26 protein-coding genes, 1 pseudogene and 1 other annotated feature are annotated in these 24,860 nt (G+C 54.6%); of the genes and pseudogenes, 21 read left to right on the forward strand and 6 right to left on the reverse strand.

Going from position 1 to position 24,860, the window contains the following annotated elements; genetic code table 11:
- Positions 1-271: 271 nt before the first annotated feature.
- The 3 genes from clpB to rluD all read right to left on the reverse strand — a co-directional run bounded on the left by clpB (position 272) and on the right by rluD (position 4,684).
- Positions 272-2,845: an ATP-dependent chaperone ClpB gene (clpB, locus tag ACUTSW_RS14640; RefSeq protein ID WP_006323719.1), complete on the reverse strand. Its 2,574-nt coding sequence runs from the start codon at positions 2,843-2,845 to the stop codon at positions 272-274.
- 130 nt (positions 2,846-2,975) lie between these two features.
- Positions 2,976-3,707: a purine nucleoside phosphorylase YfiH gene (yfiH, locus tag ACUTSW_RS14645; RefSeq protein ID WP_445584759.1), complete on the reverse strand. Its 732-nt coding sequence runs from the start codon at positions 3,705-3,707 to the stop codon at positions 2,976-2,978.
- Positions 3,707-4,684, reverse strand: coding sequence for a 23S rRNA pseudouridine(1911/1915/1917) synthase RluD (rluD, locus tag ACUTSW_RS14650; RefSeq protein WP_004950391.1), 978 nt, complete (start codon positions 4,682-4,684; stop codon positions 3,707-3,709). Before rluD ends, yfiH begins: the two co-directional genes overlap by 1 nt.
- A gap of 131 nt (positions 4,685-4,815) precedes the next feature.
- On the opposite strand from rluD, the gene bamD reads away from it, so the two are divergent.
- From bamD to pheA, 4 genes are all read left to right on the forward strand, one after another.
- The gene (bamD, locus tag ACUTSW_RS14655; RefSeq protein WP_006323718.1) at positions 4,816-5,547 is read left to right on the forward strand and encodes an outer membrane protein assembly factor BamD; all 732 of its coding nucleotides are present in this window, start codon (positions 4,816-4,818) and stop codon (positions 5,545-5,547) included.
- A gap of 313 nt (positions 5,548-5,860) precedes the next feature.
- Positions 5,861-6,202 carry a ribosome-associated translation inhibitor RaiA gene (gene raiA, locus ACUTSW_RS14660; RefSeq protein WP_004950387.1) on the forward strand — a complete coding sequence of 114 codons (342 nt, stop codon included), beginning with the start codon at positions 5,861-5,863 and terminating at the stop codon, positions 6,200-6,202.
- A gap of 123 nt (positions 6,203-6,325) precedes the next feature.
- Positions 6,326-6,451 (forward strand) — a sequence feature (Phe leader region).
- Entirely contained in the window at positions 6,327-6,374 is a 48-nt protein-coding gene (locus tag ACUTSW_RS14665) for a hypothetical protein (RefSeq protein WP_193378397.1), read from the forward strand. It overlaps the preceding feature by 48 nt.
- 41 nt (positions 6,452-6,492) lie before the next feature.
- Positions 6,493-7,650, forward strand: a complete 1,158-nt coding sequence (gene pheA / locus ACUTSW_RS14670; protein WP_013811572.1) for a bifunctional chorismate mutase/prephenate dehydratase — start codon at positions 6,493-6,495, stop codon at positions 7,648-7,650.
- Positions 7,651-7,690: 40 nt separating this feature from the next.
- Here pheA and tyrA read toward each other — a convergent pair whose 3' ends face one another.
- Both tyrA and ACUTSW_RS14680 read right to left on the reverse strand, forming a co-directional pair.
- On the reverse strand, positions 7,691-8,812 hold the full coding sequence (gene tyrA / locus ACUTSW_RS14675) for a bifunctional chorismate mutase/prephenate dehydrogenase (RefSeq protein WP_445584760.1): 1,122 nt from the start codon (positions 8,810-8,812) through the stop codon (positions 7,691-7,693).
- A 6-nt stretch (positions 8,813-8,818) separates the two neighbouring features.
- On the reverse strand, positions 8,819-9,892 hold the full coding sequence (locus tag ACUTSW_RS14680) for a 3-deoxy-7-phosphoheptulonate synthase (protein ID WP_006323715.1): 1,074 nt from the start codon (positions 9,890-9,892) through the stop codon (positions 8,819-8,821).
- A 565-nt stretch (positions 9,893-10,457) separates the two neighbouring features.
- Here ACUTSW_RS14680 and ACUTSW_RS14685 point away from each other — a divergent pair.
- Entirely contained in the window at positions 10,458-11,222 is a 765-nt protein-coding gene (locus ACUTSW_RS14685) for a DUF481 domain-containing protein (protein WP_006323713.1), read from the forward strand.
- A gap of 46 nt (positions 11,223-11,268) precedes the next feature.
- Here ACUTSW_RS14685 and ACUTSW_RS14690 read toward each other — a convergent pair whose 3' ends face one another.
- Complete coding sequence (locus ACUTSW_RS14690; protein ID WP_445584761.1) at positions 11,269-12,165, reverse strand: helix-turn-helix domain-containing protein; 897 nt, start codon at positions 12,163-12,165, stop codon at positions 11,269-11,271.
- Positions 12,166-12,394: 229 nt separating this feature from the next.
- Here ACUTSW_RS14690 and ACUTSW_RS14695 point away from each other — a divergent pair, with 229 nt between their 5' ends.
- The 16 genes and pseudogenes from ACUTSW_RS14695 to ACUTSW_RS14770 all read left to right on the forward strand — a co-directional run bounded on the left by ACUTSW_RS14695 (position 12,395) and on the right by ACUTSW_RS14770 (position 24,859).
- Positions 12,395-12,703, forward strand: coding sequence for a hypothetical protein (locus ACUTSW_RS14695; RefSeq protein WP_445584762.1), 309 nt, complete (start codon positions 12,395-12,397; stop codon positions 12,701-12,703).
- A 75-nt stretch (positions 12,704-12,778) separates the two neighbouring features.
- On the forward strand, positions 12,779-13,000 hold the full coding sequence (locus tag ACUTSW_RS14700) for a TraR/DksA C4-type zinc finger protein (protein WP_062869685.1): 222 nt from the start codon (positions 12,779-12,781) through the stop codon (positions 12,998-13,000).
- Between the two features lie 338 nt (positions 13,001-13,338).
- On the forward strand, positions 13,339-13,524 hold the full coding sequence (locus ACUTSW_RS14705; protein WP_063198812.1) for a hypothetical protein: 186 nt from the start codon (positions 13,339-13,341) through the stop codon (positions 13,522-13,524).
- Between the two features lie 207 nt (positions 13,525-13,731).
- Positions 13,732-13,935, forward strand: a complete 204-nt coding sequence (locus ACUTSW_RS14710) for a tail protein X (protein ID WP_037430256.1) — start codon at positions 13,732-13,734, stop codon at positions 13,933-13,935.
- 3 nt (positions 13,936-13,938) lie between these two features.
- Complete coding sequence (locus ACUTSW_RS14715) at positions 13,939-14,157, forward strand: HP1 family phage holin (protein ID WP_062869684.1); 219 nt, start codon at positions 13,939-13,941, stop codon at positions 14,155-14,157.
- A complete protein-coding gene (locus tag ACUTSW_RS14720) occupies positions 14,141-14,653 on the forward strand; it encodes a lysozyme (RefSeq protein ID WP_062869683.1) in 513 nt (170 codons plus the stop codon). The genes ACUTSW_RS14715 and ACUTSW_RS14720 overlap by 17 nt, the downstream gene beginning before the upstream one ends.
- A 69-nt stretch (positions 14,654-14,722) precedes the next feature.
- Positions 14,723-15,187 (forward strand): phage tail protein, encoded by a 465-nt coding sequence (locus ACUTSW_RS14725; protein ID WP_006323705.1) that lies wholly within the window; start codon positions 14,723-14,725, stop codon positions 15,185-15,187.
- Between the two features lie 88 nt (positions 15,188-15,275).
- On the forward strand, positions 15,276-15,911 hold the full coding sequence (locus ACUTSW_RS14730) for a phage baseplate assembly protein V (RefSeq protein ID WP_445584763.1): 636 nt from the start codon (positions 15,276-15,278) through the stop codon (positions 15,909-15,911).
- Positions 15,908-16,258 carry a GPW/gp25 family protein gene (locus ACUTSW_RS14735; RefSeq protein ID WP_063198802.1) on the forward strand — a complete coding sequence of 117 codons (351 nt, stop codon included), beginning with the start codon at positions 15,908-15,910 and terminating at the stop codon, positions 16,256-16,258. Before ACUTSW_RS14730 ends, ACUTSW_RS14735 begins: the two co-directional genes overlap by 4 nt.
- A gap of 4 nt (positions 16,259-16,262) precedes the next feature.
- Positions 16,263-17,171 (forward strand): baseplate assembly protein, encoded by a 909-nt coding sequence (locus ACUTSW_RS14740; protein WP_006323702.1) that lies wholly within the window; start codon positions 16,263-16,265, stop codon positions 17,169-17,171.
- Positions 17,164-17,685 (forward strand): annotated as a pseudogene (locus tag ACUTSW_RS14745) (phage tail protein I); the annotation flags it as partial. The gene ACUTSW_RS14740 and the pseudogene ACUTSW_RS14745, both read left to right, overlap by 8 nt.
- Before the next feature lie 2,768 nt (positions 17,686-20,453).
- Complete coding sequence (locus tag ACUTSW_RS14750; RefSeq protein WP_445584764.1) at positions 20,454-22,118, forward strand: phage tail protein; 1,665 nt, start codon at positions 20,454-20,456, stop codon at positions 22,116-22,118.
- A 1-nt stretch (position 22,119) separates the two neighbouring features.
- Positions 22,120-22,674, forward strand: a complete 555-nt coding sequence (locus tag ACUTSW_RS14755) for a tail fiber assembly protein (protein WP_445584765.1) — start codon at positions 22,120-22,122, stop codon at positions 22,672-22,674.
- A gap of 141 nt (positions 22,675-22,815) precedes the next feature.
- Positions 22,816-23,985 carry a phage tail sheath protein gene (locus ACUTSW_RS14760; RefSeq protein WP_062869677.1) on the forward strand — a complete coding sequence of 390 codons (1,170 nt, stop codon included), beginning with the start codon at positions 22,816-22,818 and terminating at the stop codon, positions 23,983-23,985.
- A gap of 13 nt (positions 23,986-23,998) precedes the next feature.
- Complete coding sequence (locus ACUTSW_RS14765; RefSeq protein WP_006323695.1) at positions 23,999-24,508, forward strand: phage major tail tube protein; 510 nt, start codon at positions 23,999-24,001, stop codon at positions 24,506-24,508.
- A 63-nt stretch (positions 24,509-24,571) separates the two neighbouring features.
- Positions 24,572-24,859, forward strand: a complete 288-nt coding sequence (locus ACUTSW_RS14770; protein ID WP_012005306.1) for a phage tail assembly protein — start codon at positions 24,572-24,574, stop codon at positions 24,857-24,859.
- Position 24,860 lies beyond the last annotated feature (1 nt).

Consider the following 24,860-nt stretch of genomic DNA (forward strand, 5'->3'; position numbering starts at 1 on the left):
AGCTGGGCGACTGGTTCTCGTTAGAGGAGTCGTTGTTCCCGGTCAGTGGAGGCGCATTATAGGGAGTTCTCAGAAGGCCGCAACCCCTAAATGCAAAAAACTTTTCAAGAGCTCAAACATTAACCAATAATGGCTTTTTAGGATATTTATTAGCCTAAAAAGTGGGGTTTTAGGGTTATGGAGGATGCAAATCTCACAAGCCCGGCAAAAAGTAGATAACAAAAAGGGAGCGGTATCCCGCTCCCCATTCTGTTATTACGCTAAATAGCCGTTATTGCCTGGCCACGATATGCTCGTTTTCCACATCCAGCGTCACCAGTTTGCCTGGGATCAGCTTGCCGGAAAGAATTTGCTGCGCCAACGGGTTCTCGATTTCCTGCTGGATAGCGCGTTTCAACGGACGCGCGCCATAAACAGGGTCGTAGCCGGTTTGGCCCAACAGTGCCAATGCCGGTTCGGTCATGGTGACTTCGTAACCACGCTCCTCAAGACGTTTGTACAGACGCGCCAGCTGAATCTTGGCAATCTCGGCAATATGCTTCTGGCCGAGCGGATGGAACACTACCACCTCATCTATACGGTTGATGAATTCCGGACGGAAATGATGAGTAACCATTTCCATAACCGATTCTTTCATCTGCGCATAGTTCATCTGACCAAAGTGTTCCTGTATCAGGTCAGACCCAAGGTTAGAGGTCATGATCACCACGGTATTGCGGAAATCAACGGTACGGCCCTGACCATCGGTCAGACGCCCGTCATCCAATACCTGCAGCAAGATGTTGAACACATCCGGGTGCGCTTTCTCCACTTCATCCAGCAGGATCACCGAATAAGGTCGACGGCGCACGGCCTCGGTCAGATAACCGCCCTCTTCATAACCAACGTAGCCCGGAGGTGCGCCCACCAGCCGCGATACCGAATGTTTCTCCATAAACTCGGACATATCGATACGCACCATCGCATCGTCACTGTCGAACAGGAACGACGCCAACGCTTTGCACAGCTCGGTTTTCCCCACCCCGGTAGGGCCAAGGAACAGGAACGAGCCTATCGGCCGGTTAGGGTCGGACAATCCCGCACGGCTGCGGCGGATTGCATTGGATACCGCAGTGACCGCCTCATCCTGGCCAATTACCCGGGAATGCAGCTCCTGCTCCAGACGCAGCAGTTTGTCACGCTCGCCCTCCAACATTCTGGCTACCGGAATACCGGTGGCGCGCGCCAGCACTTCAGCGATTTCCGCGTCGGTCACCCGGTTGCGCAGTAGCTTCATGGTCTTGCCTTCGGCCTGTGTAGCGGCGGCGAGCTGTTTTTCCAGCTCAGGGATCTTGCCGTATTGCAGTTCCGACATGCGCCCCAGATCGCCGACGCGACGCGCCTGCTCCAGAGTGATCTTGGCCTGCTCCAGTTCCGCCTTTATATTCTGGGTGCCGGAGAGCGAAGCTTTCTCGGCTTTCCACTCTTCTTCCAATTCTGAATATTCGCGCTCTTTCTGCTCCAGCTCACTGCTGAGCATTTCCAGGCGTTTCTTACTGGCGTCGTCCGACTCTTTGTTCAGCGCCTGCTGTTCCAGTTTGAGCTGAATAATGCGGCGTTCCAACCTGTCGAGCGATTCCGGTTTGGAGTCCATCTGCATACGGATACTTGACGCAGCCTCATCGATCAGATCGATAGCCTTATCCGGCAACTGACGATCGGAGATATAGCGGTGTGACAGCGTGGCCGCAGCAACTATCGCCGGGTCGGTGATCTGCACATGGTGGTGCAGCTCATAACGCTCCTTCAAGCCACGCAGGATAGCAATGGTATCTTCGACGCTCGGCTCAGCCACATAGACTTTCTGGAAACGACGTTCAAGCGCCGCATCCTTCTCTATATACTGACGGTATTCGTTCAACGTGGTCGCGCCAACGCAGTGAAGTTCCCCGCGCGCCAGCGCAGGTTTAAGCATGTTGCCGGCATCCATTGCGCCATCGGCCTTGCCCGCGCCGACCATAGTGTGCAATTCATCGATAAACAGAATGACGCTGCCTTCCTGTTTTGACAGATCGCTCAGTACGCCTTTCAGTCGCTCTTCAAATTCACCGCGGTATTTAGCCCCGGCGATCAACGCCCCCATGTCGAGGGACAACACGCGTTTGTGCTTCAGGCCTTCCGGCACTTCACCATTAATGATGCGCTGCGCCAGACCTTCGACAATCGCAGTTTTACCCACGCCAGGCTCACCGATCAGCACCGGGTTATTCTTGGTACGACGTTGCAACACCTGAATGGTACGACGGATCTCTTCGTCACGGCCGATAACCGGGTCAAGCTTGCCCTGTTCGGCGCGCTCGGTCAGATCGATAGTGTATTTCTTCAACGCCTGACGCTGATCTTCAGCACCCTGATCTTCCACGCTGTCACCACCCCGCATTTGCTCAATGGCCTTACTGATTTTATCGGCTGTTGCTCCGGCGGCTTTCAGCAGATCGGTCAAGGTTCCGCGATCTTCAAGCACCGCCAGGACGAACAGTTCGGAAGAAATGAATTTGTCCGCCCGCTTTTGCGCCAGCTTGTCGCACAGGTTCAGAACGCGCACCAGCTCATGGGACGGTTGAACGTCGCCACCGGTGCCTTCAACCTGAGGCAGACGAGACAATGCCTGTTCGATTTCGGTGCGCACGCGCCCGCTATCGATACCGGCTGAAGTTAATAATGGACGAACCGTGCCCCCTTCCTGAGTGAGCAGAGCGCTCATCAGATGTAACGGTTCCATAAACTGGTTGTCGTGCCCAAGGGCTAAGGATTGGGCATCGGCGAGGGCAAGCTGGAATTTGTTGGTAAGACGATCCAGACGCATAACACCTCCAATGTAGGTCAAAATTGCTACTGGAGATTAAATGAGGTCATCCCTCAAATTTTCAAGGTTATTTCGACACTATATTATCAGTACAACGTTATGCGTCAGCGGACCGTCCTAATTCAATAGGTTATATCAGCCAGATTAAACTTGCCATACGTCCGGTTATTCCATCGCGTCGATAGGAGAAAAAATGACTGATTTCGCTAACCGTACAGCGATCACCGCCGTAGATGAGTTTTACACCGGCGCGCTGCAGGCGCAGACGAGCCAGCAGATAGATATCTGCCAGAAACTTATCGCCGTGCGGAGTGAAAGCGGCAGCTGCGACGCTATCCACCGCAATAAATGCGGCGCGGACCTCTGGCCCCACTTCAAACTGCTGTGGACCGATTGCCGGACCAAGCCAGGCGCTGATATGGCCCGGCTCAGCGGTAAATGCCGCCAGAGTCTGTTCCAGCACGCCATTGCAAAGCCCGCGCCAACCGGCGTGGGCAGCGGCGATTTCATCACCGGCATGTGAGCAGAACAACACCGGCAGGCAGTCCGCCGTCATCACTGCGCACACCTGCCCCGGCACATTGCTGTAAACCGCATCCGCGCACAGATCGGTTGGGGTTTGCCCATCCAGCCGCACTACGCGGGTACCGTGAACCTGCTCCAGCCAAAGCGGCATTTGCGGCAGGCTCATGCCTGCCATCAGCCGTTCACGGTTACTCTCCACCGCAGACGCCACATCCCCGACATGGGTGCCGAGGTTGAGCGAATCATATGGCGGCAGGCTAATACCGCCACCACGAGTGGTGCTGCAGGCTTTTACCCCTGCAGGCAACGGCCAATCAGGCAGGATAAGCGAATCCATTACCAATTCATCTGATCTTTGAATTCTTCGGTATCGACCTTCAGCGCGTTAATCAGATCGACCATATCCTGCGGCAACGGCGCATGCCACTCCATCTGGATACCGCTGATTGGGTGATACAAACGCAGCATAGTGGCGTGCAGAGCCTGGCGATCGAAACCGCGCAGCGTAGCAATAAATGCCTCCGAAGCGCCTTTCGGCGGACGTGGGCGGCCACCGTACAACTGATCGCCTACCAGCGGATGATTGATGTGCGACATATGCACGCGGATCTGGTGGGTACGACCGGTTTCCAGACGCAGACGCAAACGGGTATGCGCACGGAAGTGCTCCATAATGCGGTAATGCGTCACCGCCGGTTTGCCCATCGGGTGCACCGCCATATGTGTGCGCTTGGTGGAGTGGCGTGAGATCGGCTCTTCAACGGTACCGCCGGCGGTCATGGTACCAATAGCGACCGCTTCGTATTCACGGGTGATTTCACGTGCCTGCAATGCCTCGACCAAGCGGGTTTGCGCAGGAACGGTTTTCGCCACCACCATCAAGCCTGTAGTGTCTTTGTCCAGACGGTGCACGATGCCGGCACGCGGCACGTCAGCAATTTCCGGGTAGTAATGCAGCAACGCATTGAGCACAGTGCCGTCCGGGTTACCGGCGCCTGGGTGCACAACCAGATCGCGAGGCTTGTTGATCACTAAAATATCACTGTCTTCGTAGACGATATTCAGTGCGATATCCTGCGGTTCCCAACGGGCCTCTTCTTCTATCTGGGCATCGATGGCGACCGTCTCTCCCCCCAGCACTTTCTCTTTCGGTTTGTTCGTCGTTTTGCCATTAACCTGTACCCGATCGTCCAGGATCCATTCTTTTATGCGAGATCGTGAATAATCAGGGAACAATTCGGCCAAAGCCTGATCTAAACGTTGTCCGAGTTGAGATTCGGCCACCGTTGCGGTGAGTTGTACTTGTTGTGCCATATGCAGCTTCTTCGTTAACGTTGGGTTTTCACGGCGATGCCGTTTAATATAATGTGCTATTGTACCTGGTCTTTGTCGGGAGCTTAACGGACAGTCTCCCGGAATAACACCCTGAGGATAATCAAAACGTCATGACGCGTATGAAATATCTGGTGGCGGCAGCCACGTTGAGCCTGGCGCTGGCAGGTTGCTCCACATCCAAGGATGCGGTTCCCGACAACCCACCTTCGGAAATCTATGCTACTGCCCAGCAAAAACTGCAGGACGGTAACTTTAAGGGCGCGATTACGCAACTCGAAGCGTTAGATAACCGCTATCCTTTCGGGCCGTACTCCCAGCAGGTTCAGTTGGACCTGATTTATGCCTATTATAAATCTGCCGATTTACCGCTGGCTCAGGCGTCTATCGATCGTTTCATGCGTTTGAACCCAACGCACCCGAACATCGACTACGTGATGTACATGCGTGGTCTGACCGATATGGCGCTGGATGACAGTGCGTTGCAAGGCTTCTTCGGGGTCGATCGTTCAGACCGCGATCCACAGCATGCTCGCGCTGCTTTTCGCGATTTCAGCCAGCTGATTCAGCAATACCCGACCAGCCAGTATGTAACCGATGCCAACAAGCGTCTGGTGTATCTGAAAGACCGCCTGGCCAAATATGAGCTTTCGGTGGTGGAATACTACACTAAACGCGGTGCTTACGTCGCGGTCGTTAATCGTGCCGATCAGATGTTGCGTGAATATCCGGATACCCAGGCCACGCGCGACGCCTTACCTCTGATGGAAAACGCTTACAAACAGCTGCAATTGAGCGGCCAGGCCGACAAAGTGGCCAAAGTGATTGCCGCCAATCCGTCATAAGCGGATTAGTGATGGCAGAAAAGCAAAACGGCAGCTTCGGCTGCCGTTTTTATTTGCTGCGGATTTGGTCATGATTTGAAAAATACACAAGCAAAAACACGGTATTAGCAAGATTGCACAACCGCTTATCCGTTCAATAATGCGCGTTCTGCCCGCAAGACTCAAGCGTTAGATGACCGATTCAAATGCTGAATCACAGATTGAACTAACTTTGCAAAAAGTGACAAAAAAACGTGATTTTCATCACGCATTTAAGCAAAAAGCGCGGTATGCTGGGGTCATCCAAGACGGAAAGACAGAAGAGGTAAGTTATATGACATTGAACATTACCAGCAAACAAATGGATATCACTCCCGCAATCCGCAGTCACGTCGAAGACCGTCTCACCAAACTGGAAAAATGGCAGGCCCAGCTGATTAACCCGCATATTGTTTTATCCAAAGAACCTAAAGGGTTTGTAGCAGACGCCACCATTACCACCCCTAACGGCCCGCTGGTCGCCAGCGCAAAACATGAAGACATGTATACCGCCGTTAACGATCTGATCGCCAAGCTGGAGCGTCAGTTGAATAAGGTGCAGCACAAAGGCGAAGCACGCCGCGCCGCCGCCAGTGTGAAAGACATCGTTCCGGAAGTTGAGCCGGAACAGGAATAACCGTTTAGCGGCTATTTCACTTCAAACGCGCCTGAGGGCGCGTTTTTTGTCTGGGGTTTTTATTGACAGAGATAAAAGCCTGCGGTTACTTTAAAACCTGTCTCACGCCTATTTTGGATAACGCATGGCCCGCAAACCGTTTTTCTTCGCATTCTTTTTTACCTTCCCCTGATTGGGAGGCGTTTCGTCGTGTGATAAAGAATGCGAAGACGAACAGCAAAGCCTCCTGAAACAGGGGGCTTTTTTTATGGCTATTTACGACGTATAAAAATACAAGGCAGAAGCTGATTATGACTGACAACCCATTACTCGTGCTGCGCGAACGCATCAGCGCACTGGATCTCAAACTGCTGGCCCTGCTGGCAGAGCGCCGTGAGCTGGCGGTGGAGGTCGGAAAAACCAAGTTGCATTCCCATCGTCCCATCCGCGATAAAGAACGCGAGCGAGATCTGCTGGATGCGTTAATCGCTGCCGCCAAACCCTACGATCTCGACGGTTTTTACGTTACCCGCCTGTTCCAGCTGATTATCGAAGACTCGGTATTGACCCAGCAAGCGCTGTTGCAGCATCAGCTTAATCAAATCAGCCAACATTCGGCCCGCATTGCCTTCCTCGGGCCGAAAGGATCTTATTCGCACCTGGCCGCGCGCCAATACGCCGCCCGCCACTTCGACCAACTGATTGAGTGTGGTTGCCATAAATTCCAGGACATTTTCACTCAGGTCGAAACCGGTCAAGCGGATTACGCCATCCTGCCGATTGAAAATACCAGTTCCGGCTCGATCAACGACGTCTACGATCTGCTGCAACACACCAGCTTGTCGATCGTCGGCGAACTGACCAATCCGATCAATCACTGCGTTCTGGTAGCCGGCGACACCGACCTGAATCAGATCGAAACCGTGTACAGCCACCCGCAGCCGTTCCAACAGTGCAGCCAGTTCATTAACCGCTACCCGCACTGGAAAATCGAGTACTGCGAAAGCACCGCGGCAGCAATGGAAAAAGTCGCCAAGCTAAACTCACCGAAAGCTGCGGCATTAGGCAGTGAGGCTGGCGGCGCGCTGTATGGTCTGCAGGTACTGGAACACAACCTGGCAAACCAGCAGCAGAACATTACCCGCTTCATCGTGTTGGCGCGCAAGGCTATCGAGGTGTCGGAACAAGTACCGGCCAAAACCACGCTGATTATGGCCACAGGCCAGCAGTCAGGCGCGCTGGTTGAAGCGCTGCTGGTGTTACGTGACAACGGCATCATCATGACCAAACTGGAGTCCCGTCCAATTAACGGCAATCCATGGGAAGAGATGTTTTATATCGATGTGCAGGCGAACCTGCGTTCTGAAGCGATGCAAAAAGCCTTGAAAGATCTGACGCCGATTACCCGTTCCCTGAAAGTACTCGGCTGCTATCCCAGCGACAGCGTGGTACCGGTCAATCCGTCCTGAATGAAATAAAAAAGGGTTCGGCTAGCCGAACCCTGATAACTTATTGCCGACTGTCGTTCGCCTGCCGCAGCAGCGAACGGCTTTCCACCAGGAAGCGCTGGGCGTAATCGCCAAACCAGTCCTCCACCTTCTGGAAGCTCTGGATAAACGCCTGTTTATCCCCGTGTTCCAGTAGCTTTATCGCCTCGCCAAAACGCTGGTAGTAGCGTTTAATCAGCGCAATGTTCTCTTCCGACGACATGATGATATCCGCATACAACTGCGGATCCTGAGCAAACAGTCGCCCGACCATCGCCAGTTCCAGCCGGTAGATTGGCGAAGACAGCGCCAGCAGTTGTTCCAATTGAACATTCTCTTCCGCCAAATGCAGCCCATAGGCAAAAGTCGCGAAATGGCGTAGCGCCTGGATAAACGCCATATTCTGATCGTGCTCAACTGCGCTGATGCGGTGTAAACGAGCGCCCCACACCTGCAACTGCTCCAGCAACCACTGATAGGCTTCCGGTTGGCGTCCATCGCAATACACAACGACCTGCTTGGCCACGCTGCCTACATCCGGCCCGAACATCGGGTGCAGCCCCAGCACCGGGCCACCATGTGCCGCAAGCATGGCATTCAGCGGACGATTTTTTACCGAAGCCAGATCGACAAGAATACAATCCGCCGGCAACAGCGGCAGCCGCCCAATCACCTGTTCGGTCACGTGAATAGGCACGCTGACGATCACCATGCCGGCATCCGCCAACAATGCGTCGGCCTGCGGCCAATCTTCCTGATCCAACACCTTGACCTGGTAGCCGGACAGCGTCAGCAGACGGTTGAACAACCGCCCCATTTGGCCGTTACCGCCGATAATTACAATCGGGCGCAACTGCGGACACAGGGTTTTAAAGCCTTTGTCATTCTCGCTGACGTAAGACTCGCGCATCACGCGGCGCAGTACGTCTTCGATCAGATCCGGCGGCACGCCAAGGTTTTCCGCTTCTTTACGGCGCGAGGCCAGCATCGCCGCCTCACGCTCGGGAACGTATACCGGTAAACCGTGGTGGCTTTTAACTTCGCCCACTTCCGCCACCAGTTGCAGGCGTTTCGCCAGCAGCTCCAGCAGCGCTTTATCCACTTCGTCGATTTGATCGCGCAACGCGGTCAGTTCAGCCACCATAACTTACTACTCTCCAGTGCGTGCCGTCAGCGCAGCGCCGAGTTCCTGGTGCATATGGCGCAGCAGCGTCTCTGTACTCTCCCAGTTAATGCAGGCGTCAGTAACAGAAACACCGTAGCGCATATCTGCACGTGGCTGCTCGGAAGACTGGCTGCCTTCGTGCAGGTGACTTTCCAGCATAATGCCGGTAATCGAACGGTTACCCGCTTTGATCTGCTCAACCACGGACTCGGCAACCGCCGGCTGACGGCGATAGTCTTTATTCGAGTTGCCATGGCTGCAATCTATCATCAAGGATGGGTGGAGTCCCGCATCCTGCATCTGTTTTTCGCAAGCCGCAACGTGCTCGGCGCTGTAGTTTGGCGTTTTGCCGCCGCGCAGGATCACGTGGCCATCCGGATTACCCTGAGTTTGCAACAGGCACACCTGACCCGCCTGATTAATACCGACAAACCGGTGCGGCATTGCCGCTGCGCGCATGGCGTTAATTGCCGTACCCAGGCTGCCATCGGTACCGTTCTTGAAACCTACCGGCATTGACAGCCCTGAAGCCATCTCACGGTGAGTTTGTGATTCTGTAGTACGGGCACCAATCGCTGACCAACTGAACAAATCGCCCAGGTATTGCGGGCTGTTCGGATCCAACGCCTCGGTCGCCAACGGCAACCCCATCCCGACCAGGTCAAGCAGCAGGCGACGCGCGATGTGCAAACCTGCCTCAACGTCAAACGAACCATCCATGTACGGATCGTTAATCAGGCCTTTCCAGCCGACCGTAGTCCGCGGTTTCTCAAAATAGACACGCATAACGATATACAGCTGATCGCTCAATTCAGCCGACAGGGTTTTCAAATGACGGGCGTAATCCAGTGCCGCATCCGGATCGTGAATAGAACAAGGCCCGCACACCACCAGCAGACGGTGATCGCGCCCCTGCAGAATATCGGCGATGGTTTTGCGCGCAGTGGCGATTTCATTTTCATCGCTGGCGCTAAGCGGGAACTGGTTCTTCAGTTCTTCCGGAGTGATCAGAATTTGTTCTGCACTGATATGTACGTTATTGAGCGCGTCTTTTTGCATGATGCTATTCCTGTCGTTTTGCCGTTATGCGTAAGCGTGATGAGAACGTTGAGCGTTTCAGAGCCTTACCCTACCACGAACTGTAAAGTTTTCAATCCGAAATCCGTAAATAAAAAATTACCACCACACAACGCCACCAAAAACCCAAGATATCGCCAGTAACAAAAAACATTCATTATATTGATTTTAAATAAATAAAAATAAAATCAATCAACTTTTCCGGTTCTGATTTACGGCCTATTGTTTTGAACACCTCAGGCGACAACCGTAAACATTAATGTACATAAAACATTACAGTGCATGACGGGCAGGAACAGAGCTTCAACGGGGCTATGACAGCCGGTTTTGTTGCCCACTGGCGACAATCTCGTCTAAAAACCCATCAGACCTTAAGGACACTTAGCATGATATGCCAACGGGAGGGGTTAATTAAGTAGAAGAAAAGTGAATAAGTGAGGATGGAAAATTTAAAACTTAAGCTAATCACGGCTATTTTTGTCGCAATGCCGAATCGTTATAATGTGACCGTTATCACCTATAATCACTCTTAACAACTGGATCCAAAATGCTCTCTTTACGCGCTCGTCGCGCTATTCCACTATTCATTAGCTGTTTGACTGCCTTCACCAGCGTTTCAGCCTTTGCCGACAATACGCTTTTCACTGCGATGGACGACCCGGCCACCGCCAAAAAACCGTTTGAAGGTAATGTCCAGGCCGGATACAACTCCCAGTCAGGCAACTCGCAAAGTTCGACCCTGTTGGCCAATACCAGCATGACCTGGTTTAACAGCGATGCTGCCTACAGCCTGTGGGGAGCGGCCAACAACACCACGTCTTCCAACGTGCGCTCATCGGAAAAGTATCAGGCCGGCGGCCGTACCCGTTATAACCTGTCCGATCGCAACTATCTGTTCGGTCAGGCAAGCTGGCTGAGCGATCGTTTTAACGGTTACGATTCTCGCTCCACTGCAACCGGCGGTTACGGTCGTCAATTGCTCAACGGGCCGCTCAGCGATTTACGGGTAGAATTTGGTCCGGGTGTGCGCCACGATGAATATCACGGCGGCGGCCGTTCAACGAAAGCGCTGGCCTACGGCGCAGCCAACTATTCGTACCAGTTGACCGACACCACCAAGTTTTCTGAAGGCGTTTCGGCACTGGCTAACGAAGAAACCACGCTGAACTCCGAAACCGCATTGAGCGTTGCGATCAACGACAAGTTCTCGCTGCGCCTGGCTTACACCGTGACTTACAACAGTAAACCACCGGCGTCTGCGCCGAAAAATACCGACACCACCACCTCGGTCTCGCTGGTTTACGGCCTGTAATCCTTCCAAGCCTCACTCGACCAAGCCCATCATTGATGGGCTTTTTTTATGCTTGCGGGCTCAGCGTCAGCCAGACTATGCCCAACGCTTTCAGTGCATCGGGAGAACATTGAAAATCCGTATGACCTCCACTCACCTGCACCTGATTACCCGGCAGACGTGCGATATCATAGACGTCCAGGTTGCCGTCGATGTCGATCAGCCAACGGCCGTTGGCAATGTGCGTCACCGACAAATCCACCAGCCAGGATAACCGCCCGCCGTCGATATAGGCCGGTTGCGCTACACTGGCCGGGATCAACGAACTGTCCGCCACCCATTCGCCCGCGTCTTTCAACTGCCCGGCGATCAATCGATATTTAGGCAAGATTCGCCCTTCTGCAGGCGCGGCTTCAGCCCCTTTGTCGGCCAACATCTCTCCCTGGCCGGTCGCCAGCCACAACAAAGACACGCCGGTATCCAGAGCGCAGGTCACCACGATATCCCCAGGGAAATAGTTACGGCGCACCCAGGTGCTCATCGTGCCCGAAGAAATCCCCAGCAGATCCCCCAGTTCTTTTTGCAGACTGAAGCCATAGGCATCGAGAATACGACGAAGCACACTCTTCCCACCCGAAGCAAGCACCCGATCATAAAGCGCTTTACCTTGCGCAGGCTGCACTGGCTTGTGGGTGTTTTTTGTTTTTGCAAGTTCGCCGTTCATTAACCAAGCCAAATCTGCACCGGTGGCCAATGCACAGCTGATGATCACATAGCCGGGCACGCTGCCGCGCTGTTGCCAGCTGCTGATGTTATTTGGGGCTATCCCGAGGATTTCGCTCAGCTCCTTTTGCGTACTAACGCCATAAGATGAAAGGATCCTTTCAATCACTGCGCCCACAGAGGCATTATCACTCACAGTCTCTTCACGCATATCATCACCGATTAAAATCAAAATTTGCATTTACAAGTCGCATTTTGCGATCTAAAGTAGCGTCAGATCGTTTGAAAAACGATTTTCATGTCACTTTAGTTAAGATGATGCGACATGATTGACGAAAATGCAAACACCGCATCATGCCAATAGCAAGTCTATAGGTATCGGGTTCGATACTCTGTATTGCAGGTGCCCGGGGAGAATCGGACCTTGCTTTTGCAAGTAAAACGTCAATTCGCATGCCAAGGAGGTTGTCATGCTGCTGGCCACTGAAGAGCAACGGGCTATCGGCCTGCGGCGCATTGCAGAAATCCGCCGTACGCTGTTTGCCCGACAGACCAACCAGGCTGAGGAGATCTACAACACGGCGCAGCTGCATTTACGCCACACGTTGTGTTTTCACGCCGGCTTGACCGAAAGTCACTCGTTGCTGCCGTTGTTCCACGAAATGAGCTATTCCCAGCGACAGAAAATTGTTGCTGCGCTCAATGAATTTATTGCGCTGGGCAAGTCGCTGCCGCGCTATATCAGCGAAGAAGACTGCCAGCTAACTCAGAAAAAATAACCGTTGGTCATTCCAGGCGTGCAATCCGCCGGATGCCTCTCGGCCCAAATTCGCCCCTTGTCAGGAGAACATACCTTGGCTGACACCATTGATATGGCGCAAGAGCGCCAAGCGCTGATGCTCGAGAAGCAAATCGCGCACGCCAGACCGGCAATAACACAGACCTCGGCACTGTTTTGCATCGAATGCGAAGCCGCGATCCCGACGGCACGGCGCATCGCCATTCCCGGCGTAAGCCGCTGTGTGGCCTGTCAGGAAATCGCAGAGGCCCAACAACGTCATTTTATTCGACGCTAAAAGCCATGCTCTCCTTCCTCGTGCCGGTACGGGATCACCCCGCGCCACCCTATATTTGCGGGCGCAGTTCACCGAACGCCACCGGCAGCGGCTGAACCCACTGGCGCCATGGGGACTCGTTTCGCACGCCAGTTATGGACACGCATTCAGCAACGGCAAGTCCTGCTCAGAAGGCGAACATTGCCTTCAAGGCCCCTCTCGTACAATTTCTGCTAATCAATGACTGGGCATATTTTTACTGCACAAATGATAAGTCTGACCATTGACGCCTTTAGCGTTTTGCTTAATACTGTATAAATAAACAGTATACTTAATAGAGGGTAAAAACAGTGAATGTCATGGATAAACAACAAGTAACACTGTCCCGAATCCAGTTCATCGCCGATGTTTCACAGGCTGCACAATGCAGCTCCACCGAGTTACTGATCGCCATGTCACTGATCTCGGATCTCGCCGGCCAAGTACTGCCAGACAACGATTATCAAGAAATATTTTACCCGGCCGACAGGCAGGCCCCCCGCTAGGCCATCGCCTGAATACGCCTAAACGCCCCTTTTTCCAACACCCGCAACCAGCGGGTGTTTTCGTTTCTGTCGCGCACATTTTTCGCTTTAGTTGTGCCACCTCATCCACAACGCCATTGCATTGCCGGCTCTTACCGCACGCGGGAAACTGATGAGCATTCGGGGGCCAGCCCCCCTCTCACCCACTCACATCGCAGGATGGTAATGATGAAAATTTATGCACAACAGGGCGACACCATTGACGCGATTTGCTGGCGCTATTACGGCCGTACACAACGTCTGGTAGAGCAGGTCTATCTCGCCAATATCGGCTTGGCCAACGTTGGCCCGCTGCTTCCGCACGGTCACCCGATCGAGCTACCGGACCTGCCGGCGGCGGCGCAACGCGAAACCGTCAAACTCTGGGACTAAGCGATGGAAAAATTCACATCAACCTTCGCCTACATAGTGGCAGCCGGCCTGGCCTGGCTCGGACGACACTCTGCACAGGATATCGCCATTCTGGTCGGCGCAGCGGTCGGTGTCGGCACCTTCGCGGTGAATTGGTACTACCGGCGCAAAAGCTATCAGCTGTTGGAGTCATTAAAAAAAAACGGCCTGAAACCCGGAGTCTACGATGAACTCACTCGCTAAACGCTGCAGCGTGGCCGTTATTTTGGCGATCGCCGCCTTACTGCCGCAATTCGATACCCTGCAAACCTCCGAACAAGGATTGCGCCTGATCGCCGATTTTGAAGGCTGTCAGCTCGCCCCTTATCAGTGCAGCGCAGGCGTCTGGACCAGCGGCATCGGCCATACCGCCGGCGTGAAACCGGGTGCCGTCATCAGCGAACGTCAGGCGGCCGCCAATCTGCTCGACGATGTCCGCAACGTCGAACGCGGCATAGCTCGCTGCATCAATGTAGCGATGCCGCAGCAGGTTTATGACGCAGTCAGCGCCTTCGCCTTTAACGTCGGCGTCAATGCCGCCTGTAATTCCACCCTGGCCACCTTTATTAAACGCCGGCAATGGCAGGCAGCCTGCGATCAATTACCGCGCTGGGTTTATGTCAACGGCGTCAAAAGCAAAGGGCTGGAACGCCGCCGCAACGCCGAACAAGCGTTATGCCTGCAGGGAAGCCGTTCATGACGACGGCTTCTGGCGTTGCTTTCTTCTATTCATCCCCCCAAGCAGGCCCCGCCTGCCAGGAGACATATCATGTTAAAACCCGAGCAGTTGCGCACAGCGCTGGTCAACGCTCTGCCTGCTCTGCAGGCGTACCCCGACAGGCTACGCCTCAGCCTCGATAACGGCCGCGTGGTTTCTACGCTGGGCGCTTCGCTGTCGTTCGAATACCAATACCAGCTCAACCTGTCGTTGAACGAACCGACAGCCAATAACGATCTGGTGATGGTCACCGTGCTGGCCTGGCTGCGCAGCCACCAACCGGACCTCCTCGCCAATCCCGAAAAACGTAAAAACGGCTTTGCATTCCAGCACGACGTCGCCTCCGCCGGTCAACTCGATCTACAGCTACAGCTGACCGAACGCATCCTGGTTGAACAACGCGACGGCGCGCTGCACATCACACCGCTGGCGGAACCGCCTGAGCCGGAGAACGTCATGCGATTCACCCAGGTTTATCTGCACGGTGAGCTGATCAGCCACTTTCAGCAGCCATAAATTTACCAGAGGAGCGGCTTCGGTTGTGCTGGCGTCAGCTAAACGCCGCGGCGTTGTCGCCCTCTTCACCCAACGGCATTCTTGAGAGATGAACACAGACAACTTCGATATTCAGCGCCTGGTGCGCAACCTGATACGCATCGGCACCGTCAGCGAGGTCGATCTCGACCGCGGGCGCTGCCGCGTCGCCACCGGTGGCAACCTCACTGACTGGCTTAATTGGCTGTCCGGCCGCGCCGGTGGTGCCCGGACCTGGTGGGCGCCCAGCGTTGGCGAACAGGTGCTGGTGCTGTCGCTGGGCGGCGAACTCGATACCGCTTTCGTGCTGCCCGGCATTTTTTCCGATGCCAACCCGGCCCCCTCGGCTTCGGCGCAAGCGGCGCACATCATCTTTCCCGACGGCGCGGTGATCGAGTACGAACCGGCTGCGGGATCACTGAAGGCTATCGGCATCAAAAGCGCCACTATTGATGCCACTGAACAGGTGAACGTCACCGCGCCGGCCATCACCTGCCGCGCAACGAGCAAAATTACGCTGGATGCTCCCGAGGTGGAATGCACCCAGTTATTAACCACCGGAACCATCGCCATCCGTCAAGGCGGCTCGATGACCGGCGATCTCAACCACTCCGGCGGCAGCATCAGCTCCAACGGCATTGTAGTCCATACCCACACCCACGGCGGTGTGCAGAACGGCGGAGGCCAAACGGACAAACCAGCATGAACAACGCGAAATATCTCGGCATGAACCGAGGCTCGGGCCGCACGGTCACCGACCTCGAACATATTCGCCAGTCGGTGAGCGACATTCTGATCACCCCGATTGGCTCACGCACCATGCGCCGCAGCTACGGCTCTCTGCTGTCCGAACTGCTGGATCAACCGCAAAACGACGTGCTGCGGCTGCAGATTATGGCCGCCTGTTACAGCGCACTGCTGCAGTGGGAACCACGCATTCAACTGAGCGGCATCACCTTTAGCACCACCATTGACGGAAAAATGGTGGTCGACATCACCGGCAATCGCACGGATACGCCGGATACCTTTTCTCTTTCTGTTTCAGTGAGCTGATACCATGGCAACCATTGACCTGAGCTTATTACCCGCCCCGACGGTGGTGGACTCTCTCGACTACGAATCGCTGCTGGCCGAGCGTAAGGCCACGCTGATTTCCCTCTACCCGGAAGAGCAGCGTGAAGCGATTGCGCGCACGCTGACGCTGGAATCGGAGCCAATCGTCAAACTGCTGCAGGAAAACGCCTATCGCGAGCTGATCCTGCGCCAACGTGTCAACGAAGCCGCACAGTCGGTGATGCTCGGCTACGCCGGCGGCAGTGACCTCGATCAGCTTGGTGCCAACTTCCAGGTTCAACGCCTGGTGGTGCAGCAGCCTGACGATACGGTCATCCCGCCGACCCCTGCGATTATGGAGTCCGATAGCGATTTCCGCGTGCGTATCCAGCAGGCGTTTGAAGGACTGAGCGTCGCCGGCTCCAGCGGTTCCTACGAGTACCACGGCCGCTCAGCCGATGGCCGGGTGGCCGACGTATCCGCAACCAGCCCCAGTCCGGCTAACGTGCTGATCTCAGTACTGTCGCGCGAAGGGAATGGCACCGCCAGCGCCGAGCTGATAGCCATCGTCGATAAAGCCTTGAATGACGAAGATGTACGCCCCGTGGCGGACCGCGTCAGCGTTCGCTCCGCTACCATCGTCAATTACAGTATCGAGGCCACGTTATACCTCTACCCCGGTCCGGAAGCAGAACCGATCCGGCGTGCCGCCGAAGCCAAGCTAAAAAACTACATCAGTGCCCAACACCGCCTGGGACGCGATATCCGTCTGTCGGCAATTTATGCGGCATTGCACGCCGAAGGGGTTCAGCGGGTGGAGCTGAAAAGCCCTCCTGCCGACATCGTCTTGGATAAAACCCAGGCGTCATATTGCTCCGACTATCAACTGACCGTAGGGGGTTCAGATGAATAACCGTCTTTTGCCGGTTGGCTCATCAGCGCTGGAAGTCGCCGCAGCGGCCGCCTGCGCCGAGTTGGCCACAATGCCGGTACCACTGCGCGAGTTGTGGGATCCTGCCACCTGCCCGCTCAACCTGTTGCCCTATTTGGCTTGGGCGTTTTCGGTGGATCATTGGGATGAAGACTGGACGGAAGAAGCCAAGCGCAACGTCGTCTCCTCCGCTTTCTTCGTACACCGCCATAAAGGCACCATCGGCGCTATTCGCCGCGTGGTGGAGCCGCTGGGTTACCTGATTAAACTGCGCGAATGGTGGGAAACCAACGGCGAACCCGGCACTTTCTCGCTGGATATCGGCGTGCTGGAGAGCGGCATTACCGAAGAAATGTACCTGGAAATGGAGCGGATGATCGCCGACGCCAAGCCAGTCAGCCGCCAGCTGACCAACCTTGCGCTGAATCTGGAAGCATCCGGCAACATTGAGGTAGCCGGCGGCAATTATGACGCAGAGATCACCACCGTGTATCCAGACTACGTTGAATTTGCCCGGCAGATGCTGGAAAGCCATTACCAGTTTTTACAGCGCAATACCGGCACCACCCTGGATTCGACCAAGCAGCATTTTGTTCTCAATGAAGAACATGTTCTGGCCGACTCACGTCATGAACGAGAACTTTCCCGCATGGCGGGATTGCCCAACGACGCCACCACCGAAGGGCAGTCGCTGCAGATCCTCGGTTATGCCCATGCCTATCTGGCGACCAAACAGCAGAAGTACCTGGATCAGGCCATCGCCTGCTTCGACGCCTACGTGACGCATTTTTACGACGGTTCTCCCATCCCGGACAAGCCCCGGCGCTGGGTGGCTAACTGGATTGTCAATGCCAAGGAACCCGTACCGGCTAACTGGCCGGTAGACAACAAGGATCCGACGCATAGCGGTTTCAAAGGCGTGTCGATGACCTTCAACAAAGGCAAAACCCAGATCCCACAGGGCGCGCCTTACTGGGGAGAATATCTGGATATCGCCACCTTCGCCTTTGACGGCACACTGGCATGGGACGCCATCAATGCGAAGGTGCATGCGACTGACGCCGCCGGCAACGTTGACTGGAGCAGCGATGGCAAACGCTATGACGTGGCGTGGATCATCAACTGGCAGGGGTATCAAATTAATGCCGACGGCGACATTCTCGCCAAAGACTTGCCCGCAGCTCAGTTCGGCACCGTGCAATTGGAAGACGCCACGCTCGACGGCAGCCATAAGCTGAACTTTGCCAATCGCCAGCCGGTCGAACACGGCGGCGTAATGATTGAACGCAATCAGATCCAGCATAATCGTCCGCTGCACGTCCCGGTACCGCACAACGCCATGGGCAATGCGGCAGACGCCGAGCTGTGGTTCGCTGACGCCTGTTATCTGCTTTACAAAATCACCGGCGAACAACGCTATTTCAAAGCGTGGAAAAGCGTTGAGTTCACCGCCATCGAATACACCGACATTGATGCGCAGGATAAATTCTTCCGCCAGAGTCTGCATGCCAATACGCCATTCACCGACGGTATCTCCTATGACTGGTCATACCCTGCCGGCGCGCCCGTCAGCTATGCACGCAATGCCGATGGCATGATCACCCTGCGCAAAGAAGTTGCGTCACAGCAGTCACTGGAACAGCAATCCGTGTGGTTCCGCGTTGGCAAACAGTCAAAAGTTCGCACCACTTTCGGTGGTGTTGATGACCTGAATCAGCCTATTTCCTGCAAACTGCAGTTGTCCATTGCACCGGAAAAAGAGGCTGCGCAGGCCATCGAGTGGGGAATAGGCTTGCCGCAATCCACCCTTGCACAGGTGAAAACGTACGATATCGCACTCAGCAGTCTGGCGGCGCTGACCCGCGAAGACGGCAGCGATTATCTACTGGCCGACCAACGCGCGGTGACCGACTACGGTGGTTGCGTGATCGGCAGTCTGTTTGAAGAACAGGTTTACGATAGCCGCAGCGCAATGGTGATCAACGCCCGCTTCCCCAATGATGATGCCGGCATGGTCATTGGCGCCTGGCTGACTGCCCAAGAGCGCTTCCCTGTCACTCAATTGGTTTACCGCGCCGACGCCGACTTTAACCTGCGCCTGGAAGATGACGACAAATGGCGCTGGTACTGGATGCTGCCTGCCACCGACGGCAAGTGGATGTTGGCAACCTTTTCCCCGGATGCAGCGGTGCTGAGCGGTTACCAACCGGATCATCAAGATGGCGATGTAAAACCCACGCGCCCCAACGTCAGCACCGTTGAACAGATCACCATCCTGCAGGATGGCAACGTGGCGGACGCCAATTTCAGTTATTACGTATTGAACGATATTCCCCCCACCTTTAACGCTGATGACGGTTACACCATCAAGTACCGCATCACGTTGCAAGCGGAAAACCCTTATACCGCCCTGCTGGGGGATTGCACCATGCTGGATCATCGTCAGGACAGCCTGTTCTGTACGCCTGGGGTGATTCCGTTTTCCAATATCTACCAGGCCGACAGCCAACAGTTTGACGGCTGGCACGGCATGCCTTATCCGGGCTACCAGTATCCCTTTATTTTCGTCCATGCCGATGCCGACCCCGACGACGTGATGCTCAACAATATGGTCGAGTTCCTGTGGCAATCGCAACAATGGTATCAGCAGCAGTTCGGCGTATTAGGTCCCGGTGCTTCCGCCTATATCTGGAATCGCTGGGATAACCTGAGCTACGGCAGTGCGGACAGCTGGACCATGTACCACTGGGGCAAGGGTACTGCATGGGCCGGCTATCAGCCACGCGCTTTCTTCGGTGCGGCCCGCGCCTGGTATGAACTGAAACTGGCGGGTAAAACGCCGCCGGACAAACTGGTTGATTATGTCGAAAACTGGCTGCGCTGGCTGATCGGTTTTACCCAGGATTCCGGTGGCATCACGCCGACCGATTTCCCGATGACCGGCGTTCCGCAACCCGACCAACACGACTTCACCGGCCATATGTGCGGCCTGTGGCTGGCCGGCGCAGTAATGGCAAAAATGGCCGGTTGCTCGGTCAGCGACACAGATCACTTTATTGAGCAATGCGTAACAGAGTTACAGAAGAACTATCTGGCCACTGGCGACGTGATGGATGGCGCATGGTCGCCGGCACCGCGTCCCGGTACCGACAATGGGATGTTCTTCGGTTTTTGGTCGGGTGAAATCCTGCGCGGATTGAGCCTGTATGTGATGTACAAGAGCGGCCTTAACTATCTGGTCGACGAACAGAAGAGAGCAACACTATGACAGCAAAATACCGCGCCCTGCTCACCGATCAGGGCAAAGCACTGCTGGCTAACGCCGCAGCAACCGGCCAGAAGCTGGAAATCACTCAAATGGCAGTGGGTGACGGCGGCGGTTCAGCCACCATTCCCAGTGAAAGCCAGACCGAACTGGTGGGCGAAAAACGTCGTGCCGCGCTGAACTCGCTGCAGGTTGATGCCAACAGTAATAATCAGGTGATCGCCGAGCTGGTGATCCCGGAAGACGCTGGCGGCTGGTGGATCCGCGAATTGGGGCTGTACGATAAAAACGGCGTGCTGGTGGCGATCGCCAATACCCCAGATACCTACAAACCACTGTTGGCCGAAGGCGCCGGTCGCACCCAGGTAGTGCGCATGGTGCTGCTGGTCAAAGGTGACGCCAGCGCGATGATTGTGGCGGACAAAACTGCCGTGCTGGTTTCCCGCGACACGCTGGATGCGGCAATCGCCGAGCATGCCCGCTCACGCAATCATCCGGATGCCACTCTGCTGGCCAAAGGCTTTATCCAATTAAGCAATGACAGCAACAGCAACAACGAATCCCTGGCGGCAACACCAAAGGCGGTGAAGGCGGTGAATGACGCCTCGCTAAAAATCACCGCAAACCTGAAAGATGTGGCGGATAAAGGTGCTGCACGAAGCAATCTGGGTTTAGGCAGCGCAGCCACACGCAACGTGGGAACTGAAGCTGCAAACTTGATGGAAGTTGGCGCGTTCGGTCTCGGTTCAGGATCAATGCATCGTGCCGACGCCTACGGCAATATTGGTGAAATCTATCGGGTCAATGGCACATCGAAAAACGCACCGGGTTCAGGAACTTATGGGGTAATAAACCTGCCATGCGATGGCGGCCCTTCAAGTGGTTATCTGGCAATCCAAAATAGCGCAGCCGCTTATATCGGCAGCTCCAGCACACCGGAGAAACCACTGTCGTGGTACCGAATTTACACCACTGCCTATAAACCTACAGCGGCAGATGTCGGTGCTTACAGCAAAGGCGAGGCCGACGGCAAGTTTGTTAAACAAAGCGGCGATACCATTAGCGGTGGTCTAACGGTTAATGGCGCCATCGAAACCAAATCGGGGCTGACTACGCCGTCATTAACTGTGAATGGTAACTCAGTTATTTCAGGCCAGTTGACGGCCAAAGCCGGCATTGAACTATTTGGCGCTTCTCCTTATATAGATTTTCATTATGCCAACACGTCTGGAGATTATGATGTTCGCATTATTAATGAAAATCCAGGGAAGCTCACTCTGGGAGCCAAAGTTGTTCGAGTTAATGAAAATTTTTCTGTTGGTTTTGATGCCTATATCGATCGCACATTATATGTCACAGGGGAATGCCGGGCAGGCAATACTTTATATGCTGGCACTGCCGCCTTTCAAACCAATGGTGATATCAACGGTAGCATTTGGGGAGGCTATTTAAGTAATTACCTTAATCAAAACTTCGTTCGCGACGTTCGCTTGGGCAATGTAGAAAGTGCTGTATCCTGGAACGGCCCTGGTTATACAGACAGCGCCGGTTATGTTTTGACCGGGGCAGTAAACAACAATAAAGACGAAGTTATTGATATTGTTTTTCGCCGTCCGTTACAAAAATTCATTAACGGTACCTGGGTTACCGTCTGGAGCGTTTAATATGAAAAACATAAAAAATTTCACTATCACTGAACCAGAAACTGCGGATCAAAAATCGCTGGCAGCTTCACATGGCGTTCTATTCTTAAAGTCTGAAAGTGGTGATGATTGGTATGAGTGCCAAAAAAACTTCCGCAATGACACTATAAAAATAATGTATGACAACAATGGAATAATTCGCTCAATCACCAACAAATCGAATGCCGAAGGTCATTATGACGTTTCAGGTTTTTTCCCGGAAAACATGAGCGTTGCAGAAATAGACCAACTGCCCGAAGGTGCTGATATCGATGGCCGCTGGTTTTTTGATGGGATACAGGTTAAACCCAGAGAATATTCATCCGCGGAACTGCAACAGCAAGCTATGAATAAAAAACAGGATCTGATGAAACAGGCCACACTTCAAATAGCAACGTTTAGCGATGCCATCGAATTGGGAATAGCGAGTGATGAAGAACAACGGCGTCTGACCGACTGGAAAACCTATCGCGTTTTGCTTAGCCGGCTAGATCCTGGCACAGCCCCCGATATTGATTGGCCGCAGCCGCCGCAGTAACACACTCAACGCCCCGCTCGGGGCGTTTTTTTTATCTTTATTTTTCCTGCTGTTGTACCAAATCCCATACATACCCAATGACGTGCGCCGCCGCACCGTGACGGGCATCCTGTAACTACCAACCACAAACGGAGTAATACTATGGGTGATTATCACCACGGCGTGCGTGTCCTCGAAATCAACGAAGGCACCCGCGTAATTTCCACCGTCTCGACGGCAATTGTCGGCATGGTTTGTACCGCAGAAGATGCCGATGCAACCTTGTTTCCCCTCAACACCCCGGTGCTGATCACTGACGTTCTGGCCGCCAGCGGCCAGGCCGGGAAGAAAGGCACTCTGTCACGCTCGCTGCTGGCGATTGCCGAGCAGGCCAAACCGGTTACCGTCGTAGTGCGCGTGGCGGAAGGCAAAGACGAAGCCGAAACCACCTCCAATATCATTGGCGGTGCCGATGAGAACGGTAAGTATACCGGCATGAAAGCCTTGCTGGCTGCACAGGCCGAACTGGGCGTGAAGCCGCGTATCCTGGGTGTACCAGGCCACGACAACCTGGAAGTGGCTACTGCATTGGCCGGCATCTGCCAACAACTCCGTGCTTTCGGTTATATCAGCGCCTACGGCTGCAAAACCGTTTCCGACGCCATCAAGTACCGCGCAGGCTTCAGCCAGCGTGAATTGATGTTGATCTGGCCGGATTTTGTCAATTGGAACACCACCACCAGCAGTAGCGACATTGCCTTCGCCACTGCACGTGCGCTGGGTCTGCGTGCCAAAATCGACCAGGAAACCGGCTGGCACAAAACCCTGTCCAACGTCGGTGTGAACGGCGTGAGCGGCATTTCGTCCAGCGTGTTCTGGGATCTGCAAACCGTGGGTACCGACGCCGATTTGCTGAACCAGGGCTGCGTCACCACCTTGATCCGCAAAGAGGGTTTCAAGTTCTGGGGCTCACGCACCTGCTCCGACGATCCGTTATTCCAGTTCGAAAACTACACCCGCACCGCGCAGGTATTGGCTGACACCCTGGCTGAAGCGCACCTGTGGGCGATTGACCGCCCGGTTACGCCTACGCTGATCCGCGACATGATCGACGGCATCAAAGCCAAGTTCCGCGAGCTGAAATCTGCAGGATTAATCATCGACGGCGACTGCTGGTATGACGAAAACGCCAACGATAAGGACACCCTGAAGGCAGGCAAACTGTTTATCGATTACGACTATACCCCGGTTCCACCGCTGGAAGATTTGACCCTGCGCCAGCGCATTACCGACCGTTACCTGGCGAACTTCGCCGCGTCAGTGAACAGCTAAGGAGACCTGAATCATGGCACTGCCAAAAAAATTGAAATACCTGAACCTGTTTAACGACGGCTTCAACTACATGGGCGTGGTCTCAGCCATGACCCTGCCGAAACTGACCCGCAAGCTGGAAAAATTCCGCGGCGGCGGCATGAGCGGTGCGGCGTCCGTGGACTTCGGTCTGGACGACGATGCGCTGGTTGTTGAGTGGACCATGGGCGGCATCGATGAGCTGGTGCTGAAACAGTGGGGCCGCGTAGATGCAGTGCCGCTGCGCTTTACCGGCTCTTTCCAGCGTGATGACACCGGCGAAGTTTCGGCACTCGAAGTGGTGATGCGCGGCCGTCACAAGGAAATCGACAGCGGCGACTTCAAGCAAGGCGAAGACACCGAAACCAAGGTCTCTACAGACTGTACCTACTTCAAGCTGAGCATCGACGGCAAAGAGCTGATCGAGATCGATACCGTCAACATGATCGAGAAAGTCGACGGCGTGGATCTGCTGGCGGCTCACCGTCGTGCCATTGGCCTGTAATTCATAACTTTAATGGCCAGCCGTGCGCTGGCCTTCTTTACCTGACTGATAATTGGAAATCCCATGGAACTGAATGCATCCCCAGAAAATACCGTTGTACTGGAAACCCCGATCAAGCGTGGCGATAGCGAAATCCGCGAAGTGCAAGTCACCAAACCCAATGCCGGCAGCCTGCGTGGCATCGGTTTGGCGGCCCTGGCCAACGCCGACGTTGACGCCCTGATCACCATCCTGCCGCGCGTCACCTATCCGAATCTGACCAAGGAAGAGTGTGCGCGCCTGGAACTGCCGGACCTGATTGCACTGGCCGGCCAGGTGATCGGTTTTTTGTCGCCGAAATCGGCCGAATAAA

The organism is Serratia sp. TSA_198.1 (assembly GCF_052686505.1).

Bases quoted from the DNA above. Each gene is read 5' to 3' on its own strand.
- raiA (WP_004950387.1), top strand. From the start codon at position 5,861: ATGACATTGAACATTACCAGCAAACAAATGGATATCACTCCCGCAATC.
- ACUTSW_RS14730 (WP_445584763.1), top strand. From the start codon at position 15,276: ATGAACACAGACAACTTCGATATTCAGCGCCTGGTGCGCAACCTGATA.
- ACUTSW_RS14680 (WP_006323715.1), bottom strand. From the start codon at position 9,892: ATGCAAAAAGACGCGCTCAATAACGTACATATCAGTGCAGAACAAATT.
- ACUTSW_RS14765 (WP_006323695.1), top strand. From the start codon at position 23,999: ATGGCACTGCCAAAAAAATTGAAATACCTGAACCTGTTTAACGACGGC.
- bamD (WP_006323718.1), top strand. From the start codon at position 4,816: ATGACGCGTATGAAATATCTGGTGGCGGCAGCCACGTTGAGCCTGGCG.
- ACUTSW_RS14710 (WP_037430256.1), top strand. From the start codon at position 13,732: ATGAAAATTTATGCACAACAGGGCGACACCATTGACGCGATTTGCTGG.
- ACUTSW_RS14695 (WP_445584762.1), top strand. From the start codon at position 12,395: ATGCTGCTGGCCACTGAAGAGCAACGGGCTATCGGCCTGCGGCGCATT.
- ACUTSW_RS14735 (WP_063198802.1), top strand. From the start codon at position 15,908: ATGAACAACGCGAAATATCTCGGCATGAACCGAGGCTCGGGCCGCACG.
- yfiH (WP_445584759.1), bottom strand. From the start codon at position 3,707: ATGGATTCGCTTATCCTGCCTGATTGGCCGTTGCCTGCAGGGGTAAAA.
- ACUTSW_RS14705 (WP_063198812.1), top strand. From the start codon at position 13,339: ATGGATAAACAACAAGTAACACTGTCCCGAATCCAGTTCATCGCCGAT.
- ACUTSW_RS14690 (WP_445584761.1), bottom strand. From the start codon at position 12,165: ATGCAAATTTTGATTTTAATCGGTGATGATATGCGTGAAGAGACTGTG.
- ACUTSW_RS14715 (WP_062869684.1), top strand. From the start codon at position 13,939: ATGGAAAAATTCACATCAACCTTCGCCTACATAGTGGCAGCCGGCCTG.
- ACUTSW_RS14755 (WP_445584765.1), top strand. From the start codon at position 22,120: ATGAAAAACATAAAAAATTTCACTATCACTGAACCAGAAACTGCGGAT.
- ACUTSW_RS14770 (WP_012005306.1), top strand. From the start codon at position 24,572: ATGGAACTGAATGCATCCCCAGAAAATACCGTTGTACTGGAAACCCCG.
- ACUTSW_RS14760 (WP_062869677.1), top strand. From the start codon at position 22,816: ATGGGTGATTATCACCACGGCGTGCGTGTCCTCGAAATCAACGAAGGC.
- tyrA (WP_445584760.1), bottom strand. From the start codon at position 8,812: ATGGTGGCTGAACTGACCGCGTTGCGCGATCAAATCGACGAAGTGGAT.
- ACUTSW_RS14725 (WP_006323705.1), top strand. From the start codon at position 14,723: ATGTTAAAACCCGAGCAGTTGCGCACAGCGCTGGTCAACGCTCTGCCT.
- ACUTSW_RS14720 (WP_062869683.1), top strand. From the start codon at position 14,141: ATGAACTCACTCGCTAAACGCTGCAGCGTGGCCGTTATTTTGGCGATC.
- rluD (WP_004950391.1), bottom strand. From the start codon at position 4,684: ATGGCACAACAAGTACAACTCACCGCAACGGTGGCCGAATCTCAACTC.
- pheA (WP_013811572.1), top strand. From the start codon at position 6,493: ATGACTGACAACCCATTACTCGTGCTGCGCGAACGCATCAGCGCACTG.
- clpB (WP_006323719.1), bottom strand. From the start codon at position 2,845: ATGCGTCTGGATCGTCTTACCAACAAATTCCAGCTTGCCCTCGCCGAT.
- ACUTSW_RS14750 (WP_445584764.1), top strand. From the start codon at position 20,454: ATGACAGCAAAATACCGCGCCCTGCTCACCGATCAGGGCAAAGCACTG.
- ACUTSW_RS14685 (WP_006323713.1), top strand. From the start codon at position 10,458: ATGCTCTCTTTACGCGCTCGTCGCGCTATTCCACTATTCATTAGCTGT.
- ACUTSW_RS14740 (WP_006323702.1), top strand. From the start codon at position 16,263: ATGGCAACCATTGACCTGAGCTTATTACCCGCCCCGACGGTGGTGGAC.